This is a genomic window from Halonotius aquaticus (genome assembly GCF_003605575.1).
Taxonomy (GTDB): Archaea; Halobacteriota; Halobacteria; order Halobacteriales; family Haloferacaceae; genus Halonotius; species Halonotius aquaticus.
This window is the reverse complement of sequence record NZ_QKNY01000018.1, coordinates 445,597-464,900: the sequence shown is the minus strand read 5'-3', so window position 1 is coordinate 464,900 and position 19,304 is coordinate 445,597. Positions and strand designations below refer to the sequence as shown.

The 19,304-nt window shown below is 61.4% G+C and carries 20 protein-coding genes; 14 read left to right on the top strand and 6 right to left on the bottom strand.

Annotated elements, in window-relative coordinates:
- Positions 1 to 192 precede the first annotated feature (192 nt).
- The 5 genes from DM826_RS11940 (at position 193) to DM826_RS11920 (ending at position 3,862) form a co-directional block, all read left to right on the top strand.
- On the top strand, positions 193 to 654 hold the full coding sequence (locus DM826_RS11940; RefSeq protein ID WP_120103645.1) for a chemotaxis protein CheW: 462 nt from the start codon (positions 193 to 195) through the stop codon (positions 652 to 654).
- 209 nt (positions 655 to 863) lie between these two features.
- On the top strand, positions 864 to 1,484 hold the full coding sequence (locus DM826_RS11935) for a DUF7504 family protein (protein WP_120103644.1): 621 nt from the start codon (positions 864 to 866) through the stop codon (positions 1,482 to 1,484).
- A gap of 245 nt (positions 1,485 to 1,729) precedes the next feature.
- Positions 1,730 to 2,050: a DUF5783 family protein gene (locus tag DM826_RS11930; RefSeq protein ID WP_120103643.1), complete on the top strand. Its 321-nt coding sequence runs from the start codon at positions 1,730 to 1,732 to the stop codon at positions 2,048 to 2,050.
- 156 nt (positions 2,051 to 2,206) lie between these two features.
- The gene (locus DM826_RS11925; protein WP_120103642.1) at positions 2,207 to 2,566 is read left to right on the top strand and encodes a NifU family protein; all 360 of its coding nucleotides are present in this window, start codon (positions 2,207 to 2,209) and stop codon (positions 2,564 to 2,566) included.
- A 285-nt stretch (positions 2,567 to 2,851) separates the two neighbouring features.
- A complete protein-coding gene (locus tag DM826_RS11920) occupies positions 2,852 to 3,862 on the top strand; it encodes an NADP-dependent oxidoreductase (RefSeq protein ID WP_120103641.1) in 1,011 nt (336 codons plus the stop codon).
- A gap of 95 nt (positions 3,863 to 3,957) precedes the next feature.
- Here DM826_RS11920 and DM826_RS11915 read toward each other — a convergent pair whose 3' ends face one another.
- Positions 3,958 to 5,076: a sulfite exporter TauE/SafE family protein gene (locus DM826_RS11915; protein WP_120103640.1), complete on the bottom strand. Its 1,119-nt coding sequence runs from the start codon at positions 5,074 to 5,076 to the stop codon at positions 3,958 to 3,960.
- A gap of 141 nt (positions 5,077 to 5,217) precedes the next feature.
- Here DM826_RS11915 and DM826_RS11910 point away from each other — a divergent pair, with 141 nt between their 5' ends.
- Entirely contained in the window at positions 5,218 to 5,397 is a 180-nt protein-coding gene (locus tag DM826_RS11910) for a hypothetical protein (protein WP_120103639.1), read from the top strand.
- 104 nt (positions 5,398 to 5,501) lie between these two features.
- The gene (locus DM826_RS11905; protein WP_120103638.1) at positions 5,502 to 6,545 is read left to right on the top strand and encodes an enolase-like domain-containing protein; all 1,044 of its coding nucleotides are present in this window, start codon (positions 5,502 to 5,504) and stop codon (positions 6,543 to 6,545) included.
- Between the two features lie 20 nt (positions 6,546 to 6,565).
- On the opposite strand, the gene DM826_RS11900 is transcribed toward DM826_RS11905, so the two are convergent.
- Together DM826_RS11900 and DM826_RS13310 are read right to left on the bottom strand one after the other, a co-directional pair.
- Complete coding sequence (locus DM826_RS11900) at positions 6,566 to 6,850, bottom strand: amphi-Trp domain-containing protein (protein ID WP_120103816.1); 285 nt, start codon at positions 6,848 to 6,850, stop codon at positions 6,566 to 6,568.
- Positions 6,851 to 6,934: 84 nt separating this feature from the next.
- Positions 6,935 to 7,063, bottom strand: a complete 129-nt coding sequence (locus DM826_RS13310; protein WP_267899986.1) for a hypothetical protein — start codon at positions 7,061 to 7,063, stop codon at positions 6,935 to 6,937.
- Between DM826_RS13310 and DM826_RS11895 the strand changes: the two genes are divergently transcribed.
- Together DM826_RS11895 and polC are read left to right on the top strand one after the other, a co-directional pair.
- Positions 7,062 to 7,481, top strand: coding sequence for a PPC domain-containing DNA-binding protein (locus DM826_RS11895; RefSeq protein WP_120103637.1), 420 nt, complete (start codon positions 7,062 to 7,064; stop codon positions 7,479 to 7,481). The two genes, DM826_RS13310 and DM826_RS11895, sit on opposite strands and share 2 nt — an antisense overlap.
- A 107-nt stretch (positions 7,482 to 7,588) precedes the next feature.
- Positions 7,589 to 12,655 carry a DNA polymerase II large subunit gene (polC, locus tag DM826_RS11890; protein WP_120103815.1) on the top strand — a complete coding sequence of 1,689 codons (5,067 nt, stop codon included), beginning with the start codon at positions 7,589 to 7,591 and terminating at the stop codon, positions 12,653 to 12,655.
- 118 nt (positions 12,656 to 12,773) lie between these two features.
- Here polC and DM826_RS11885 read toward each other — a convergent pair whose 3' ends face one another.
- The 3 genes from DM826_RS11885 to DM826_RS13125 all read right to left on the bottom strand — a co-directional run bounded on the left by DM826_RS11885 (position 12,774) and on the right by DM826_RS13125 (position 14,343).
- Entirely contained in the window at positions 12,774 to 13,073 is a 300-nt protein-coding gene (locus tag DM826_RS11885; protein WP_120103636.1) for a hypothetical protein, read from the bottom strand.
- Positions 13,074 to 13,726: 653 nt separating this feature from the next.
- Entirely contained in the window at positions 13,727 to 14,011 is a 285-nt protein-coding gene (locus tag DM826_RS11880) for a hypothetical protein (RefSeq protein ID WP_120103635.1), read from the bottom strand.
- Positions 14,012 to 14,175: 164 nt separating this feature from the next.
- On the bottom strand, positions 14,176 to 14,343 hold the full coding sequence (locus DM826_RS13125; protein ID WP_165853312.1) for a DUF7556 family protein: 168 nt from the start codon (positions 14,341 to 14,343) through the stop codon (positions 14,176 to 14,178).
- A gap of 103 nt (positions 14,344 to 14,446) precedes the next feature.
- On the opposite strand from DM826_RS13125, the gene DM826_RS11875 reads away from it, so the two are divergent.
- The 5 genes from DM826_RS11875 (at position 14,447) to DM826_RS11860 (ending at position 19,300) form a co-directional block, all read left to right on the top strand.
- The gene (locus DM826_RS11875; protein ID WP_120103634.1) at positions 14,447 to 15,304 is read left to right on the top strand and encodes a CBS domain-containing protein; all 858 of its coding nucleotides are present in this window, start codon (positions 14,447 to 14,449) and stop codon (positions 15,302 to 15,304) included.
- A complete protein-coding gene (gene glyS, locus DM826_RS11870; protein ID WP_120103633.1) occupies positions 15,304 to 17,097 on the top strand; it encodes a glycine--tRNA ligase in 1,794 nt (597 codons plus the stop codon). Before DM826_RS11875 ends, glyS begins: the two co-directional genes overlap by 1 nt.
- A gap of 49 nt (positions 17,098 to 17,146) precedes the next feature.
- A complete protein-coding gene (locus DM826_RS11865; RefSeq protein WP_120103632.1) occupies positions 17,147 to 17,764 on the top strand; it encodes a diacylglycerol/polyprenol kinase family protein in 618 nt (205 codons plus the stop codon).
- 61 nt (positions 17,765 to 17,825) lie between these two features.
- Complete coding sequence (locus DM826_RS13120) at positions 17,826 to 17,966, top strand: hypothetical protein (protein WP_165853311.1); 141 nt, start codon at positions 17,826 to 17,828, stop codon at positions 17,964 to 17,966.
- Positions 17,967 to 18,073: 107 nt separating this feature from the next.
- Positions 18,074 to 19,300, top strand: a complete 1,227-nt coding sequence (locus DM826_RS11860; protein ID WP_120103631.1) for an argininosuccinate synthase — start codon at positions 18,074 to 18,076, stop codon at positions 19,298 to 19,300.
- Positions 19,301 to 19,304: the final 4 nt, after the last annotated feature.

Sequence of the window (19,304 nt, the reverse complement as noted above, 5' to 3'; positions counted from 1 at the left end):
CCGGCCCACAGCCGGCGGGGCGGCTTGTCGGTGACACCGGATACGGCGGCTTCGCCCAGCGGCCTGCGTCGGGTCTCGCCCCACATTGTTGTAGGTACTACAAAAAGGGCAAGAATAAACCCACCGGCTCTCTCCGGGTGATTGATACGTTATTGGACAGAGTTAACTACCGGTACCCCGTCAATAACGCACATGTCCGAGAGTGAAGCCCAACCCGCCGATGCTGACGCCGCCACGGGCGAGGCAACCAAAGTGCTGGAGTTCGGGCTCAGCGACGAGACGTACTGTCTTGATATCGGGGTGATCGACGAGATCGTTGATGCCGGTGATCTCACCCGTATCCCGAACTCGCCGCCACACGTCGAGGGCGTCATGGATCTTCGAGGGCGGACAACCTCGATTATCAACCCGAAGACGATCTTCGATATCGAGGAAGGCGGGGCCCGCGAACGGATCATCGTCTTCGATCCCGATGCCATGGACGACCAGGCGACCGTCGCGTGGATCGTCGATGAAGTCTATCAGGTCACCGATGTCACCCCCGACGAGGTCGACGAGACGACGACCGCCGACGACGAAAACGTCCACGGCATTGTCAAAGACGACGACCGATTCGTTGTGTGGGTTGACCCCAACGTCGCCACCGCCGAGTAGCGGACTGGTTTCACCTGTGAGAATTTGAGGCCAATGTTTATTTGCCACTGTGAGACGTATCTATCTATGAGCGTCCCCGCCGTCTGTCACCGACTCGCTTCGCTTCTCGGGGGGGACACTCTCCACACCCTGCCGAACGGCGGGTTCTCCGAATCGACTCCTCACTACGCGCCGCGTCGCCCGGCTTGTCGGCGGCTCCGTCCGATCCAATGTCCGTAACCGAACTCCCCTTGGCTGACCGGCTCACCGATACGCCGAGTATCATCATTGCCGGGCCGCCGATGAGCGGGAAATACGAGCTCATGCATCGGATTTTTGGCGCGCGCGCCGATCGCGCGCTCGTGTTATCGACCGGCCATGACGCTCCGACCGTCCGCGAGGATTATGAGACACTCACCGGCCACGACGGCGATACGATCGGCGTTGTCGACTGTGTCAGCCGCGAGCAGGGATCGGATGTCGAGGACACGGAACTGACGAAATACATCTCCTCGCCGAAGAACCTCACCGATCTGGGCGTGAAGTTCACACAGCTGACCGAGGCGATGGCCGACGACGACCTGACAGTCGGGCTGCACTCGCTGTCCCAACTCCTGATGTACTGGGAGGCCGACCGGATCTACCAGTTCACCCGGGTGTTGCTCGGCCAGACCCAAAACGAACAGTGGCCAACGATCGCGGTGATCAACGAAACGATGCACGACGAACAGACGATTCACACGCTGCTTGATCCATTTGAGACCGTCGTCGACACCCGAACGGCCGACGACGGCCGTGAACTTCGGATTCGTGGTCGGCTCTCCTCGCCGACGCCGTGGCAACAGTTCTGATTCGCCGTTCGACTTGGCTCCGAGTTGTCGATTTCGACAGCCACGTAGCGATGCGTAGCTGAACAGGCATTTTCTTGGTGGACTGAGGGCGTCGAGGACTTTCAAGCGGTGTTGGCGGAGGAGTAGATCACGACACAGCCGGTACTTCGGCGATCGGTCGCTACCGAATCGCATTTGATATCGCGCTATACAATTTATCGCGGCGAATCGCCCTGCTTTTTGGCCTCCTTCCGAACTACCAGCCAATGGTCGAGTTCGATCCCGAGAAGTTCGAAGACAAGTACGAACACTACTTTCCACAGCTCCAGCGGGCCTACAAGAACGCATTCAACACGATGAACGAAGCCTACGACTCGACGCTGATCCACGGCATCGATCAACAGGTGCTCAACGAAAGCGAGCCGATATACGACCCCGACGACGGGTTTACCGTCGCGTTGCCGGACGATCCGTACGACCGGCTGACGGGTGTCGTTGTCGACCGCGAAACCTTCGAGGAGACGCTGGATCGCTACACCGAGGAGATCGAAACTGAGCTCCACCAACTCTTCGAGTTGACCGAGTAAGCTGTTGGTCGAGTTGTTATCGTGACGTGGGGACGGCGAACATCGTGGTCGTGACGTGAGAACCGCGAACAGTGATGGCGGACGGAAGCGGTGTGATCACACGCCTCGCTCCACCTGAACCAAAGGCCTAAGCCCGTTGCTATGTAATCAGTCGGTATGAGTACCGATTCCGCAGCGTCCGATTCTGACCTCCAAGACCGCGTGGTGAACTTCCTGCGGCGCAACTTCCCGCAGATTCAGATGCACGGCGGCAACGCCGCGATCCAGCGCCTCGACGCTGAGACCGGCGAGGTTGAGATCCAACTCGGCGGTGCCTGTTCCGGCTGTGGCATCTCGCCGATGACGATCCAGGCGATCAAAAGCCGGATGGTCAAGGAGATCCCCGAAATCAACGAGGTACACGCCAACACCGGACAAGGTGCCGAGCCGGATATGGGCGAAACCGAGGGGATGAGTCCCTCCTTCCCCGGTGAAGGTGGCGACGACAACGACGAAGGCCCGCAGGCTCCGTTCTAACGCCGCATTTCGGCTGTTTTCGCTGTGTTTCCACAGACTGCATGCTCGTGAGCGGTGACTGTGAAATCGTTTGAATAAATGATATGCCGCGATACAAAATTGCTGGAGCTCGCGAATCTGCTGTTCAGGGTGAATAGAACTCTGACCGTTCTCGTTGTGTATGGCTAAGTCGTCCCGTGATTTGCGTTTTCAACGGCAGCGCCACTCCAACCGCAAATAAACTACTGCCTTGTTTGGTGTGTGTTTAACAAGCCTATTCCGCCCGCCGCCGCGATGAAAACGTGAATGTACGCAAACCGCCAGTGGGTTCTCGCCCAGCGGCCGGCCGGTGAACCTGATCTTGATTGTTTTGAACTCCGCGAGACCGACACTGACGCGCCAACTGATGGGGAACTCCTCGTCGAAACCCGCTATCTCTCAGTTGACCCCTACATGCGAGGTCGGATGAGCGAGCAAGAATCCTACGCAGAGCCGTGGGCCGTCGGTGAGCCACTCGAAGGTGGCATCGTCGGTGAGGTTGTCGAAACTGAAAGTGATGCCTACGACATCGGCGATCTCGTCACAGGCCAAGGCACATGGGGAGAGTACAGTCTCCTTGCTGCTGCTGATGTCGCCCCAGTTGATCCGTCTGTGGCACCACCTGAAGCCTACCTTGGTATCCTGGGGATGCCAGGCCGGACGGCGTATTTCGGCCTGCTTGAGGTCGGCGATCCGGCGCCCGGTGACACGGTCGTCGTCTCAGGGGCTGCTGGGGCAGTCGGCTCTGTGGTCGGCCAGATTGCGAAGCTGAATGGGTGTCACGTCGTCGGCTTTGCTGGCACTGATGAGAAAACACGCTGGCTGACTGAGGATCTCGGCTTCGACGCTGCGATCAACTACAAGACCACCGACGACTATCAGGCTGCCTTAGCGGACGCCGCCCCAGATGGCGTGGATGTCTACTATGACAACGTTGGCGGCCCGATCACGGATGCGGTCTTCACGCAGTTGAATCTGGATGCAACTGTCGCTGTCTGTGGTCAGATTGCTCATTACAACGCTGAGTCGGTGCCGACGGGGCCGCGAAAGCTGCCCCAGTTGATCGCCCCGCGAGCAACGGTACAGGGGCTGCTTGTCGGTGACTTTGCCACCCGCTTTGAGGTGGCGACCGAACAGCTCAGCGAGTGGGTCGCCGCCGGGAAGCTCACGCATCGAGAGAGTATTGTGGAGGGGCTTTCGAATGCACCCGAGGCGTTCCTTGGGCTCTTTGCTGGCGATAATATCGGCAAGCAGGTCGTGCAAGTCGCGGCTGAATAAGCGCGGCTCTGCCCGGGCGATACGTGATTGCACCCGCGACAGCGAGATGCCCTCTCCTCCGAGCGGTTATTAATCACTTCGCGCCGGCGACACGCTCACAGCAGGCCGCCGGTGGCCATCACGAACAGCGCGGTCGCAATGATCGCAAACAGCACCCCAACGGCCTGCTTGAGAATCTGGGTGTCAAGCGTTGAGGAAATATACGGGGCGATCTGCCCGCCGGTGACCGTCGCCGGCACCGTCCAGATGACCATGTTCCACGGCGTCGACGCGAGATCGATCGCGTGGCCGCCGACCAGTCCGCCGCCGAAGACGTGCACCAGCGAGGCCAAGACAGCGGTCATGGCGACGACGATGTGATTGGTGCCGATGGCGATCCGGACGGGCACCGAGGTTCGCAGCATCGAGATGATTCCTAGCTCGCCGATCCCGAAGCCGGCCAGCCCCTGGAAGACGCCGCCGATACTGTAGTTGGCAAACCGTTCGAGATAGCCGCCGCGGTCGTAGTTATAATCCGAGCCGCCGCGATCGACGCGGGTGACGACGCCGTCGTCGTCGGTTTCGACACCGGCCGATCCCGGTTTCGCGTCATCATCCGGCAGGGCGGCACCGCCGTCGGCTTCAACGCCTGTTGCCCCGGCGTCAGCCTCGCCTGGCTCATCGTGGCCCAGATCGGCCTTAAACAGCAGTACCGATGCCGCCAGCAACGCGATCCCCAACAGCAGCTGGAAGACTGGTTCGGGGATCACAAACGACAGCAGCGCGCCGCCGACAACGAACGGGATCGACCCGCCAACGAGGGCGACAGCCAGCCGCCGATCGACCAACCCGTGTTGGATAAACGCTAAGGCGGAACTTGAGAGCCCGAAGGACTCGCTGATCAGGCCGACCTTGACGATCGTCTCCGGCGACAGCGGTGGCTGGGTCAGTGTCTCAGGGGAGAGCCGCACCGCCAATATGGGGTACAGGAAGATCAAAAACGGCACGAACAATGCCGAGCCGCTGATCCCCACCGTGTTGACGATGGTGGCACCGAGCAGAAACACCGGGAACAGCCACCAAAACTCCAGCCAGTAGCCCTCCCCGGCGGCCGCCGGCAGCGGCGCGGCGAGGATCACCCCGATGACGAACACCAGCGGGGCGAGAAACACGAAGAGGTACTGATACTCCAGAAACGTCCGCTGTGCGCGCGCCGATGACGAGGGCGAGCTCATTGCAAGTGCAGCGCCTTTTATGATTCGGTAGTAAATGCTTTGCCGTTCGTCAAAATCACGTCACTAATCATGAGCAATAGTTGCTGCCGGGCGTGTTCTACAGCAACATTTATGAACAACTCCGTGCTACATTTTCCCACGATGAGTGTCGATAATGGGCAGCTTGATTCTGACGCACAGGCTCGTGAGGATTCGCTATCGACTGTCGAGCCGCCCACCGACGCCGACGGCCTACTTGGTCGGCTCAAACGGCACTTCGAGCAGTGGGCGCGGCTGTACGTCGAACAGCGCGTCGCTGCCCGCACCGGCGTTGACCGATAGTGGCTCGCTGTTTCTCCCCGTTTCGTCGTGGTTCGTTCTGCTGAGTGCGGATGTCTGCAGGCAACGACCCCAAACCGTTTGCTGGTGGCTCGCCAACTGGTGGTATGACAGTCGCCGAGCTCCTCGATCTGCCGGTGTCGATCACGTCGGTGTCGACCGAGCGACACGAACGCGAGACCTCACAGTTCACCCGGGTGACAACCGGGATCGTCCTGTCGGGCGACGGCGAGACGGGTCGCGGCGAGGATGTGGTCTACGAGGCCGATGCCCACGACGAACTCGCGGCTGCGGGCTTACCTGATCTCACCGGCGACTACACCCTTGCTGAGTTTTCGGAGCGAGTCGCCGACGCGTCACTGTTTCCCTCGCCGCCGGAGCGACCGGTCTCCCGACACTACCGACAGTGGGCGCTCGAATCGGCCGCCCTCGATCTTGCGTTGCGACAAAACGAGACCGATCTCCCGACGCTGCTTGATCGTCGCCGCGAGCCGGTGCGGTTTGTCACGAGCATGCGGCTCGGCGACCCCCCGACGACCGAGCGGATCGACGCGCTCCGCGAACGGGTACCCGACGTCGAGTTCAAACTCGATCCGACCCAGGCGTGGGATGACGGCCTCGTTGCAACGCTGGCCGACACCGACCGCGTCCGGATCCTCGATCTCAAAGGCCACTACGAGGGTACTGATGTCGACTCGCCGGCCGATCCCGACCTTTACGAGCGGATCATCGAGGGGTTTCCGGAGGCGATCATCGAGGATCCCGCGCTGACAGCGGAGACGCGGCCGCTGTTCGAGGACGACGCCGTCCGGAGCCGGGTCTCGTGGGACGAACCGATCGAGAGCCTCGCTGACGTGCGCTCACTGCCGTGGGAACCCGACTGGCTCAACATCAAACCCTCGCGGTTCGGGAGCCTCGAATCACTCCTTGAAACACTGACCTACTGTGAGGAACAGGGGATTCGCTGCTACGGCGGCGGGCAGTTTGAACTCGGTGTCGGCCGCGGACAGCTCCAACTGCTGGCGTCGCTGTTCTACCCTGATGGCCCCAACGATATCGCCCCGCGAGCCTACAACGAGCCGGCGGTCGGGGATGCGTTGCCGACGAGCCCCCTGTCGCCGCCCGACAGCCGCGGGTTTCGCTGGGAGTAGCCGCTCGTGTCGGTGCTCGCTTACTCGACCTGTGGGGCGGTGTCGTCCGGCCGCCCGGGGAGCTCGATCTCCAGTTCGAGTTCGGGATCGTCCATCCCCTCAAAATCGACTTCGACTTCGACCGGCTCACCGAAGGCAAAGGGAAGTTCCCACTCCTCGTCGGTGATCGTGATCTCGTCGCTATCGCGGAGCTGTTCGCCGACCGCGATCAGAAACTCGCCGGCCTCGGCGGTCGACAGCCGGTAGGTCTGCTCGAAGTTGCGGCCGGTGCGGATGGTTGTTTGCTCATCGCTGTCGTTGGTCATTTCCTCATCGCCAGCCGCTTCGTTGTCGTCCGGATCGTTCTCTGCGGTGGGCATGTGTGTGCCTCCTCGTGGCGCAGCGGTAGATCAGTTCTGTATCGTGGTACGTGCAAACATGACGTGCTCTGTTCGTTGGTTGCCGCCGCCGCCGTGGGTGGTGGCGGTCACCATCGACAACTGAACCTTTTTGCCCTCCAGTACCGATGATGGTTCCATGAACTACCGCGAGGTCACCGTCACCGGCGAGTACGTCGCTCGACTCGAAACCGGGGCGGACTGGCGGGCTGAGATCGAATCGCTCGCCAGCGAGGTCGACGCCGAGGCCGGCTGGTTTTCGGCGATCGGCTCGGTCGAAGACGCCGAAGTCTGGTTTTACGATCAGGACGACGGCGAGTACCAGTCGGTCGACTTCGAGGAACCGCTGGAGGTCGCCGCCTGCGTTGGCAATGTCAGCCTACTCGACGGCGAGCTGTTCGCCCACACGCATGCTGTGCTCTCCCGTCGAAGCGGACAGGCTCTCGCCGGCCACATCAACACGGCGACAGTCTTCGCGGGCGAACTCTACTTTCGGGCCTTCGAGGAACCGCTGACGCGCGAATACGACGACACCACGGCGCTGGATCTCTGGCTGTGAGCGAAACGAGCGATCCGGACGGAAACGGCGACAGCGACGCTCCTGAGAGCGACGCGGCCGACGCCGCCGCCGAGACTCGCGAGGCCGGCGAATCCAATCGCACACCGATGCGGCCCGAAGACGAGCAGTATTTCGACCGCCTTGAGGCAGGTCTCGACGAGGCGATGACGGTCGCCGAACGCGCCAAGGGCCAAGGTAAAGATCCCGAACCCGAAGTCGAGATCCCCATCGCTCAAGACATGGCTGATCGCGTCGAGAACATCCTCGGGATACCCGATGTCGCCGCTCGCGTCCGCGAACTCGAAGGCGAGATGTCCCGCGAGGAGGCCGCCCTCGAACTCGCAAAGGACTTCGCGGAGGGGCGGGTCGGCGACTACGAAGGCAAAGCCGGCAAGATCGAAGGCGCGGTCAGAACCGCCGTCGCCCTCCTCACTGAGGGTGTCGTCGCCGCGCCGATTGAGGGAATCGACCGCGTCGAACTGCTGGAAAACGACGACGGCACCGAGTTCGTCAACGTCTACTACGCCGGGCCGATCCGCTCTGCGGGTGGCACCGCTCAGGCCCTCTCGGTGCTGGTCGCCGACTACACCCGGAGCATCCTCGGCCTCGCCGAATACAAGGGCCGAGACGACGAGATCGAACGCTACGTCGAAGAGATCAACCTCTACGACAAGGAGACCGGTCTTCAGTACTCGCCGAAGGACAAGGAGAGCCGGTTTATCGCCACCAACATGCCGATCATGCTCGACGGCGAGGCGACCGGCGACGAGGAGGTCTCTGGCTACCGCGATCTCGACCGCGTCGACACCAACTCCGCGCGTGGCGGGATGTGTCTGGTCGCCGCCGAGGGAATCGCACTCAAGGCCCCGAAGATCCAACGCTACACCCGCCAACTCGATGAAGTTGAGTGGCCGTGGCTGCAAGACCTGATCGACGGCACCATCGGGAAAGACAGCGACGACGCAGCCGATTCCGACGATGACGGCAGTGACGGCGACGAGGATGCTGCCGACGACAGCGACGCCGACGACGCCGATGGCGACGCTGACGACCCCGCAGCCGATGCCCCCACCGGCCCGCCGCGCGTCGAACCGAAATCGAAGTATCTGCTCGATCTAATCGCCGGCCGGCCCGTTTTCGGCCACCCCTCCGAGGCCGGTGGGTTCCGACTTCGCTACGGCCGGGCGCGAAACCTCGGCTTTGCGACCGCGGGCGTCCACCCGGCGACGATGCACATCATCGACGATTTCCTGGCGACGGGTACCCAAATCAAAACCGAACGACCGGGCAAGGCCGCCGGCATCATCCCTGTCGACTCCATCGAGGGACCGACCGTCCGGCTGGCGACCGGCGAGGTCCGGCGGATCGACGACCCCGAGGAGGCACTCGAACTCCGCAACGGCGTCGAGAAGATCCTCGATCTCGGCGAATACCTCGTCAACTACGGCGAGTTCGTCGAGAACAACCACCCGCTCGCGCCCGCCGCGTACGCGCCCGAATGGTGGGTGCAGGAGTTCGACGACGCCGGCGCGGACGTGCAGGCCCTTGACGACGACCCCCGGGTCGATCTTGAGAACCCCTCAGCCGGCGAAGCTATAGAGTGGGCGACCGAGTACGACTGCCCACTGCACCCGAAATACACCTACCTCTGGCACGATATCTCAGTCACCGATTTCGAAGCGTTGGCTGCGGCGGTCGCCGATGCCGAAACCGAGGATGGCCACCTCGTCGTCGACCGCACTGGGTCGGTTCGGGAGACGCTGGAAACGCTGCTCGTCGGCCACCATCAGCGCGGAGAAACACTGGAAATCGAGGACTGGAAACCGCTCGCGCTGTCGCTCGGCCTCGACGACGACCTGACGAAACCGTGGGACGAGCTCTCAGCGGCGGCTCGGGAGTTCGACGGCGGCGACAACGCGATCAGCGCTGTCAACGAGGTTGCGCCCTTCGAGATCCGGGAGCGTGCACCGACCCGGATCGGCGCGCGGATGGGCCGCCCCGAGAAATCCGAAAAACGTGACCTCTCGCCGGCCGTCCACACGCTGTTCCCGATCACCGAAGCCGGCGGCAATCAGCGCGATGTCGCCAAGGCTGCGACGACGATGGACGAGCAGGGTCGCCGCGGCGTCCACGACATGCAGATCGGCCAGCGGCGGTGTCCCGACTGCGACGCTGCGACGTTCAAACTGCAGTGTCCGGACTGCGGCAGCCACACCGATCCCCACTATGAGTGTGAGGACTGCGAGATCGTCTGCGAGCCCGACGAGGCCGGCCGGGTCGAATGCCCGAGCTGTGGCCGCGAGGTTGACGCCGCCGGCTGGGAAACCGTCGATCTCAACGCCGAGTATCACGACGCCCTCGACGAGATCAACGAACGCGAAGGCAACTTTCAGATCCTGAAAGGCGTCAAGGGGTTGTCGTCGGCGAACAAGACGCCCGAACCGATGGAGAAGGGGATCCTCAGAGCGAAACACGGTGTCTCCTCATTTAAAGACGGCACCGTCCGCTACGACATGACCGACCTCCCGGTCACGGCGGTCAAACCTGAGGAGTTGGACGTAACGGCCGACCACTTCCGCGGACTCGGCTACGAGACTGACATCGACGGCGACCCGCTGCGTCACGACGATCAGGTGGTCGAACTCAAGGTACAGGACATCGTCCTTTCCGATGGCGCGGCCGAACACATGATCAAGACGGCCGACTTCGTTGACGACCTTTTGGAGCGGTTCTACGGGCTGCCGGCGTTCTACGATATCGACGAGCGCGACGACCTCGTCGGCGAACTCGTCTTCGGGATGGCACCCCACACGAGTGCCGCAGTTGTCGGCCGTGTGATCGGATTTACGAGTGCCGCCGTCGGCTACGCACATCCGTACTTTCATGCCGCGAAACGCCGGAACTGTTTCCACCCAGACACGAAACTCTGGCTCGAGGACGAGGCTGGCGAGTGGCACCACGAAACGATCCGGGCGGTTGTTGAAGACCGCTTAGATGATCCCCGCGAGGACGACTTCGGAACGCTAATCGAGGAGATCGACGGCGCGGTTTCGGTGCCCAGTATCGACGATGACGGAGCGATCGTGACGAAGCCGGTCGAGGCACTCTCGAAGCATCCCGCGCCCGATCACATGGTTGAGATCGAAACCCGGAGTGGGCGAGAACTCACCGTGACACCGGATCACGAGATGCAGGTCTTCGAGGACGGCGAACGACGAACGAAGCGGGCCAACGAACTCACGACGGCGGATTCGCTCATCACACCCGAGCATCTCGATACCGTGCAGCCGTCCGCGGAGCCACAGCGGTTCGATCTGTTAGCGGAGTTCATCCGAGCCGATACTGTCGACAACGAGCGGTTGATGATCAAAGGCATCGAGAAGGACACGCTCTACGACCTGTTCGAGGCGAAACTGGCCGCCGAGTGGGACGGACAGTTCTACCCGCTGAAGCACACGGCCGAGTATTTCGAGATGTCGCACAAAACGCTGAGTAACTACCTCTATCGTGGGAGTGTTCCGGCACATATCCTTCTGGAACTGTGCGACTCAGTTGAGGCTGTTCTCGACTTTGTCCCCGACGACGTGACGCTGGGGATGAAACGCGATTCCGCTGAAATGAATCGGATAGTGGAACTCACCGAGGACGTAGCGACGCTGCTGGGGTACTACGCTGCCGAGGGGTTCGCCCGCGAACAAGAGACACCGAAAGGAGTGATCCATCAGACGACGATCTGCGGGACAGAGACAGAAGCACGTGAATTCTACATCGATGTGTTCGAACGTGAGTTCGGTGTCGAGCCGTACCGCGAAAACGACGCGAAAATCACCGTCTCGGGGTGGTTGCCGCGGACGTTCTTCGATACGGTGTTAGACGCGGGCATCTTCGCGGAGACAAAGCGCGTACCACAGTGTCTTTTCAACGCACCCAAACCGATTATCGCGGCCTATCTCCGAGGCTACTTCAGTGGCGATGGAAGCATCGTTGCGGACAGCCTCACCGTGTCAGCGACGACAGTCAGTCCGGAGCTCAAACAGGACGTACTGGCGTTGCTTACGCGTCTCAACATCGCAGGCAGAGTGACGACCACCAAACCAGTACAACTTGCCGAACAGTTCCCGGAATTCTACGACAGTGATGACTTGTCGTTGGCGGCACAGAGTTACAAACTCCGAATAAGTTCACACGATGCCGTGGCGTTTGCCGAGACGGTCGGCTTCCACCTCACGCGAAAGGAGACACAACTCCAGCAACAAGTCGAGGCTATCTCGCACCGGAAACGACGTGTGTTCGATGGCGGGAACGGCGACTTCCTTGTTGATTCCGTGGCCAGTATCGAGTATGCCGAGTCGGAAGAGGAGTACACTTACTGCCTGACGGTCGAAGACACCCATACACTTGTGGTAAATGACACGTTAGAATCGCAGTGTGACGGCGACGAGGACTGCGTAATGCTGCTGATGGACGGCCTTTTGAACTTTAGCCGACAATTTCTCCCGGACAAACGCGGCGGCCGGATGGACGCCCCACTGGTCATGTCTTCACGTGTCGATCCAACCGAGATCGACGACGAGGCCCACAACATGGATATCGTCTCGACGTACCCCCAGGAATTCTACGAGGCGACCCGTGAGATGGCCGACCCCGAGAGCGTCGACATCACAACCGGCGAGGATACTCTCGATACGACCGAGCAGTACCACGGCTTCGAACACACCCACTCGACAACGAACATCCACATGGGGCCGAGTCTCTCAGCGTACAAGACGCTGGATTCGATGATGGACAAGATGGACGCCCAACTGGAGTTGGCGCGCAAACTCCGGGCAGTTGACGAAACTGACGTGGCCGAACGCGTCATCGAGTACCATTTCCTGCCCGATCTGATCGGTAACCTCCGGGCTTTCTCCCGGCAGGAAACTCGGTGTCTCGACTGCGGGGAGAGCTACCGCCGGATGCCGCTGTCTGGTGACTGCCGGGAGTGTGGCGGCCGGGTGAACCTGACTGTTCACGAGGGATCGGTCAACAAATACATGGACACCGCCATCGCCGTCGCCGACCGGTTCGGCTGTCGGGAGTACACCAAACAGCGACTTCGTATTCTTGAGCGTTCTTTGGAATCGATCTTCGAGAATGACAAAAACAAACAAAGCGGGATCGCGGACTTCATGTGAAGCTCGGGCTGGCGAGCACGGTGCTGCGCTTACTCGGTTGCTTGCCACCGAAAACGGAGCACACCTCGGAGACGATGTGGATGTTTGTCTCAGCGGAAACGCTTTGTTTCGAAGCTAACTACTGCGGACTGTCTCCCGATAGTTGGTGTTCGATCCGGGCGAGGTAGCCGAGGCTGAGACAGGTCGCATGGACGACCCAAAGAGCGAGGCCGACAACCAGCAGCGCGGCACTTGTATAGAGCATTACACGGGCGACGACAAACGAGAACAGATTCAGGCCAAAGGAAAGCGCGACCGCGACAAGCCCGCCGATCATGAATGTCCCCCCGTAGAGCAGCAAGGTATCCGAGTTCGGATTTGTCTTTAACTGCTCAGAAAAGTATGTCTCGGCGATCCAGCACTGTATCTGTGCTGGCATTGACACGATTGTTCCGATGCTATCGCTACCCCTCGGTCTGTCCCCGTTGGTTTGCTGTCGCACTCTAAACCCCCCGTTAGCTATGCTGTTGTGTTCCGCGTGTAAAAACGATTGTACTACCGATCTGATAGGTGTGGGTATCGCGTTGTCGCTGACAGTCACAGTGGATGGCGGCGTCAGTGTTGTGAACTGATAGCAACGAACAGCGACCGGGTTCCAACAGTCATCGTTGAGAGACGTAGAGTGGGAAGTACGTATCACTTCCCGACCTGTTCCGGGCAGGCGTGTTCGACAGTCGCCGTCGTTGACACGGCGACGCCTGTTGATTCCGACGTGTGATATAAATAAGTGGTGTTCAGAATATCAAATCAAATAATGCAGTCCAACCAACACGACTGCAGTCCGGATCTCTGCTTGAGACGGCGCGAACCGACCGACTCGGGAAATTATTTTCTTTGAGACTTTCACGGATAGCTTTATTACCAATCCATTCCATAGTACTGATACCGTCTGACCTTTCCGGGCAGGCGGAAACCGCCACCTTTCCGGGCAGGCGGTTTGAACAGTCAACACACGTTGACACTGGTTTGGTATCGCCTGATCCCGTCATACAGACGGGAGGGCGGTTTTCGACACAGTGGGTTCTCCGGCTTTCAGTTGATCTGATCCCAGTCGCCGGCATGTCCTGCGCGGATCTCGACTTCGTGTTCGGACAGCATCTCGTGGGGCTCGGAGTCGAGTTTGTCCTCTAGGGTTTCGTCGATGGAGTCGATGATGCCCGAGAGAGCGGCCCAAATCCCGGCGTCTTCGATGGGTGATGTAAAGATCTCGTTTTGCCGTTCGATCCGCATGACGATCTCGCCGTCAACCTTGATTTCGATGACTTTCCCGTTTTCGAACCGCCGCGTCTCGCTGGGATCCGGGATGTCTTTCGGCATACGTGGTGGTATTCGGTGTGGGGATTTGACTGCACCGGGTTATCCCGGGAGCATGGAATCAGGTGATCGGTGGTTGCTGTGAGCGCATATGAGCCGTTATCGAGGGTAGCAACAGCTGACTCGCAGTCACCGATACAGCAACAGGCAGGTGTGGGCGGTCGGCCTCAACACCACTCAGAAAGGATCACAGCGTCGGTTTCGTGGACGGAGAGCCACGCGCCGTCCCGGCTGATGTCGGCGATGACATATGAGGGCCGGCTGTCGGCGTCGTCGACGGCGGCCATGACTTCGGGTGTTCCGGCATCCCCAACAGGCGTGTGATCCTGTGTCATGGAATACTGTCACACGCTCAGGTATTTAATGATGTCGGAACCGACCGTCGCGCCGACGGCCGCCTTCGGTTGATACAAGAGGCTGGCCGACGGTAGCCGGGGTATGAACGTCGCTGACGCGATGACACCCCGTGACGAGCTTGTCACTGTTGAGCTGCCCGGCACTCGTGACGATGTCCTGACGTACCTGCAAGACCACGGCTTTTCGTCGGTTCCGGTGACCAAAGCCGTCGATGGCGTCGATGTCTACCGGGGGATCATCTCCCGGGATTCGCTGATCGAACGCCCTGATGAGGATCAACTCGCTTTGCTTACCCGCGAGGTCGAGACGGTGACCCCCGACACTGATATCCTCGATGCGGCGGCTCACATGGTCGACAACGATGCCCGCCGCGTGCCAGTTGTCGATCCTACTGACAACGACGAACTCGACGGGATCATCACCGTTACCGACGTGGTACGCGCCATCGCCCGCGAACAGATCCCCGGCGACACCCAGGTCGGCGAGTTGGCGACCCGCGATATCAACACCACCTACGTCGGCACCCCCCTCACTGTTGCCGAACGCGAGATCTACCACGCAAACGTCCCCTACACGGTCGTCCTCGACGACGACGGCGACATGACGGGGATGCTCACCGAGGTCGACATCGTCGAAATCGCCCGCGTCGTCGAAGGTGAAGATGACACCGGCGAATCCATCGCCGAACAGGACTCCGAGTGGGCCTGGGAGGGAATCAAGGCCGTCGGTAACAGCTACTTCCCGACCCGCAACGTTGAGATCCCCGCGGAACCGGTCGCTGAGATCATGACCAGCGATGTGATCACCATCGGTAAGACGAAAACCGCGACCGACGCCGCCCAGACGATGATCTCCAACGAGATCGAGCAGATCCCGCTCGTTTCGGGTGGTGAGCTGATCGGCATCGTCCGCGATATCGACCTGCTGGAGGGGCTCTGATGGCCAGCCAACAGGCTCTCACTGAACTCGCCAAACGCCGGGGCTTCTTTTTCGGTGCCAACGAGGCCTACGGCGGGACGGCGGGCTTCTACACCTTCGGCCCGGAGGGTGCGGCCCTCAAACGTAACGTCGAGGCCGCGTGGCGCGAGCAGTTCACGCTCCGACTCGGCAATGAGGAGATCGAAGCCCCAACTGTCATGCCCGAACCCGTCTTCGAGGCCTCGGGACACCTCGACGGCTTCGACGACATGCTCATCGAATGCGCCGAGTGCGGCGAAAGTCACCGTGCCGACCACCTGATCGAAGACGCCGTCGCCGACATCGAGGACGCCGAAGCCCTCGGCGTCGACCGCGTTGAAGAACTCATCCGCGAGCACGACCTCGCGTGTCCGACCTGCGGGGCCGACCTCGCCGGCGAACCGGTCGAGGACTTCAACCTCATGTTCGAGACTTCGATCGGCCCCGGCAGCGGCCAGCCCGGCTATCTGCGACCAGAAACCGCCCAAGGGATCTTCGTCGAGTTCCCGCGACTCAAGGAGTACGCTCGCGGGCAACTCCCCTTTGGCATCACCCAGATCGGCCCGGCCTACCGCAACGAGATCAGCCCGCGTCGCGGGATCATTCGCGTCCGGGAGTTCACCCAAGCCGAACTCGAACAGTTCATCGATCCCGAGGAAGATGAGCCGCCGCTCGAAGCTGTCGAAGATGTCGAGGTCACGCTCTACCCTGTCAGTGAACAGCACGCCGACGACGGCGAGTATATCGAGACAACCATCGGCGAGGCGGTCGATGACGCGATCATCACCTCGCCGTGGGTCGCCTACTTCCTCGGTGTCGCCCAGGGCTGGTACGAACGGGTCGGCGTCGACATGGATCGCTTCCGGTTCCGCCAGCACCTCTCCGGCGAGCGCGCCCACTACGCCGCCGACTGTTGGGATGCTGAAAGCGAGATCGGCGGTAACTGGATTGAGATCGCCGGCTTCGCCTACCGCGGCGACTACGATCTCACGAAACACGGCGAGCACTCCGAGGATCGGTTTACCGTGTTCAAACGCTACGACGAGCCGAAAACGGTCGAACGCGCGACCGTCGATCCAGATATGGCCGCCCTCGGCCCCGAGTTCGGCGGCGCGGCCGGCGACGTGGCCGATGCCCTGCAGGAGCTCGCCGAGAGCGACCCCGATGCCTTCGATGGCGACGAAGTCACTGTCGAGACCGATGGCGAGAGCTACACCGTTGACACCGAGGTCGCAAACTTCTCCGTCGAGGAACAGACCGAAAACGGCGAACACATCACGCCGCACGTCGTCGAACCCTCCTTCGGTGTCGGGCGGACAGTCTACACGCTGCTCGAACACGCCTACAGCGAGGACGAAGTCGACGACGAAACGCGAACCTACCTCTCGTTAGCACCCGAGATCGCGCCGACCGATGTGGCCGTCTTTCCGCTGATCAGCAACGACGATGCACTCATCGACGTTGCCAGCGACCTCGCCGACGAGCTCCGAGCGGCCGGCATCTCTGTCAGCTACGATGACTCCGGCTCGATCGGCCGGCGATACCGCCGCCAGGACGAGGTCGGCACGCCGTTCTGCGTGACTGTCGACCAGGACGGCTTGGAGGGCGACGACGAGACGACGGTCACCCTGCGTGAGCGCGATTCGGCGGCCCAACTCCGGTTGCCGGTCGCTGAGCTCGCCGCCGAACTCGAAGCTGTCTTCGACGGCGACCGCGAGTTCGCCGATCTGCAGGATCGCTACGAGCGCGTCGACACCGACGTGACGACTGACTGACGATGCACCGAGCAGTATCGACATCCTGGTCAGTCCTGAGACAACGCCCATGAGCGAGTACGGCCGGCGGGCGATCCACGCCAGCGGCGTCGGGATGCCGGCGATCTACCTGCTGGACATCGTCACGTGGCGGGAGCTCCGATACTTCATGCTCGTCGTGACGGGGATCGTCTTCACCCTCGAATTTCTCCGGCTGGTCGTCGGCCTCAACCACCGGCTCTACGACGAGATCACCCGCCCGTACGAACAGCACGCGGTCGCCGGCTACGCGCTTTATATGCTCAGCATGACCACCGTCGCCGTGCTGTTCGGCCCGTCGGTGACGATTCCGGCGATGTTGATGTTGATTCTGGGCGACCCAGTCAGCGGGATGCTCGGCGACAACGCGGCCGACGAGCACAAACGGCCCGCCGTCGTCGCCGCGACGTTCGGGGTCTGTTTTCTGTTGGCTGTGCCGTTCACAGTTGCTGGCAGCAGCACTACAGTCGGCGTCGCCGCGGCAGGGGTCGGTGCGGCCGTCGGCGCGGTCGCTGACGGCGTCAAGCCGGTCATCCGTGGCATCGGCGTCGACGACAACCTCACGATTCCGCCGGTCGCGGCCGCGGGCATCGTCGTCACGTTCTGGCTGTTCGGCGTCGACGTTGGATTCGATCCGTTGTGGGCCTGAAATCGGCTCCACACGAAGCGATCACGAAATCGTTTTGTAGCCGACCACCAAGGAACCACTAATGACCGCTGACCGTCGCTCTGCTGTGCCTGTTGTCGGCCAGCGGCGGCTGCGGCGACTACCGCGAGCGGGGCCGACCGGCGGCCTCGCCTCGTCTCGACGGTCGGGCCGGGAGGCCTCATTTCGGTTCGACCGTCGCTGATTCATTCCGCGAAAATCCTGTTTTCAGCCATGTAGAACCGTCTATCCGGCTATTTTCGGATTTGTAAATCACTGAATTTAAGGCCTACTCCCCGTTTGGTGTAGGTAATGACAAACCGCGTGGCACTGGCGTTCAGCGGTGGGCTCGATACCACCGTCTGCGTGCCGGTTCTCGAAGAGGAGTACGGCTACGACGAAGTGATCGGCGTCACCGTCGATGTCGGCCAGCCGGATGATGAGTTCGAGGAGGCTCGGGAGACTGCCGAGGCACTCGATCTCGATCACCACGTCGTCGACGCCAAAGCGGAGTTCGCCGATCTCTGTTTCGACGCCGTCCGCGCCAACGCCGACTACCAGGGCTACCCGCTGGGCACCGCCCTTGCGCGGCCGGTGATCGCCAAAGCGATCCTCCGTGTCGCCGAGGAGGAAGGCTGCGACGGCATCGCCCACGGCTGTACCGGCAAGGGCAACGACCAACTCCGTTTTGAAGCTATTTGGCGTGCCTCCGATCTCGAAGTCATCGCGCCCGTCCGCGAGATGGGGATGACCCGCGACTGGGAGATCGAGTACGCCGCCGAGCGTAACCTCCCCGTCGAGGCCGGCAACGAGGGAACATGGTCGATTGACACGAACCTCTGGAGCCGTTCCATCGAGGGCGGCGACCTTGAAGAGCCGGATCACGTCCCTGGCGAGGAGATCTACGAGTGGACGACCGCGCCGAGTGGCTTCGGCGAGGAGATCGAACTCGGCTTCGAGAACGGGTATCCCGTCTCGCTGAACGGCGAGGCAATGGAGCCAATCGAGTTGATCGAAGAACTCAACGAACTCGCCGGCTCCTACGGCGTCGGCCGCACCGACATGATGGAAGATCGTATGCTCGGCCTCAAAGTGAGAGAAAACTACGAGCACCCCGCGGCGACGACGCTGCTCAACGCCCACGAAGGGCTGGAAGCACTCGTCCTCACGAAGGAGGAACGCGACTTCAAACAGCAGGTCGACGCCGAGTGGAGCCAGAAGGGGTACGAAGGACTCGTCGATGGCCCGCTCGTCGCCGCACTTGAGGGCTTCATCGAGGAAACCCAGACGAAAGTCACCGGCACGGTGACGATCCGCTTTGAGGGCGGCCAAGCCCGCGTCGTCGGCCGCGACAGCGAGTATGCTGTCTACTCCGCCGACGCCGCTTCCTTCAACACGGAGAAAGTCGGCGACATCACCCAAGCCGACGCGACCGGCGTCGCCAAATATCACGGCTATCAGGATCGCATCGCCGCCGAAGCCAAGCGCGCCGCCGACGCGAAGCGCGGGGCGACTGACGGCGACGAGAGCGACGAGTAAGCAA

What these genes read in the sequence shown, in the direction of transcription:
- DM826_RS11900 (WP_120103816.1), bottom strand. Translation starts at nt 6,850, where the DNA reads ATGACCAACGACAGCGATGAGCAAACAACCATCCGCACCGGCCGCAAC.
- DM826_RS11885 (WP_120103636.1), bottom strand. Translation starts at nt 13,073, where the DNA reads ATGCCAGCACAGATACAGTGCTGGATCGCCGAGACATACTTTTCTGAG.
- DM826_RS11875 (WP_120103634.1), top strand. Translation starts at nt 14,447, where the DNA reads ATGAACGTCGCTGACGCGATGACACCCCGTGACGAGCTTGTCACTGTT.
- DM826_RS13310 (WP_267899986.1), bottom strand. Translation starts at nt 7,063, where the DNA reads ATGGAACCATCATCGGTACTGGAGGGCAAAAAGGTTCAGTTGTCGATG.
- DM826_RS11935 (WP_120103644.1), top strand. Translation starts at nt 864, where the DNA reads ATGTCCGTAACCGAACTCCCCTTGGCTGACCGGCTCACCGATACGCCG.
- glyS (WP_120103633.1), top strand. Translation starts at nt 15,304, where the DNA reads ATGGCCAGCCAACAGGCTCTCACTGAACTCGCCAAACGCCGGGGCTTC.
- DM826_RS11920 (WP_120103641.1), top strand. Translation starts at nt 2,852, where the DNA reads ATGTACGCAAACCGCCAGTGGGTTCTCGCCCAGCGGCCGGCCGGTGAA.
- DM826_RS11925 (WP_120103642.1), top strand. Translation starts at nt 2,207, where the DNA reads ATGAGTACCGATTCCGCAGCGTCCGATTCTGACCTCCAAGACCGCGTG.
- DM826_RS11930 (WP_120103643.1), top strand. Translation starts at nt 1,730, where the DNA reads ATGGTCGAGTTCGATCCCGAGAAGTTCGAAGACAAGTACGAACACTAC.
- polC (WP_120103815.1), top strand. Translation starts at nt 7,589, where the DNA reads ATGCGGCCCGAAGACGAGCAGTATTTCGACCGCCTTGAGGCAGGTCTC.
- DM826_RS11895 (WP_120103637.1), top strand. Translation starts at nt 7,062, where the DNA reads ATGAACTACCGCGAGGTCACCGTCACCGGCGAGTACGTCGCTCGACTC.
- DM826_RS11940 (WP_120103645.1), top strand. Translation starts at nt 193, where the DNA reads ATGTCCGAGAGTGAAGCCCAACCCGCCGATGCTGACGCCGCCACGGGC.
- DM826_RS11905 (WP_120103638.1), top strand. Translation starts at nt 5,502, where the DNA reads ATGACAGTCGCCGAGCTCCTCGATCTGCCGGTGTCGATCACGTCGGTG.
- DM826_RS11880 (WP_120103635.1), bottom strand. Translation starts at nt 14,011, where the DNA reads ATGCCGAAAGACATCCCGGATCCCAGCGAGACGCGGCGGTTCGAAAAC.
- DM826_RS11865 (WP_120103632.1), top strand. Translation starts at nt 17,147, where the DNA reads ATGAGCGAGTACGGCCGGCGGGCGATCCACGCCAGCGGCGTCGGGATG.
- DM826_RS11915 (WP_120103640.1), bottom strand. Translation starts at nt 5,076, where the DNA reads ATGAGCTCGCCCTCGTCATCGGCGCGCGCACAGCGGACGTTTCTGGAG.
- DM826_RS13120 (WP_165853311.1), top strand. Translation starts at nt 17,826, where the DNA reads ATGACCGCTGACCGTCGCTCTGCTGTGCCTGTTGTCGGCCAGCGGCGG.
- DM826_RS11910 (WP_120103639.1), top strand. Translation starts at nt 5,218, where the DNA reads ATGAGTGTCGATAATGGGCAGCTTGATTCTGACGCACAGGCTCGTGAG.
- DM826_RS13125 (WP_165853312.1), bottom strand. Translation starts at nt 14,343, where the DNA reads ATGACACAGGATCACACGCCTGTTGGGGATGCCGGAACACCCGAAGTC.
- DM826_RS11860 (WP_120103631.1), top strand. Translation starts at nt 18,074, where the DNA reads ATGACAAACCGCGTGGCACTGGCGTTCAGCGGTGGGCTCGATACCACC.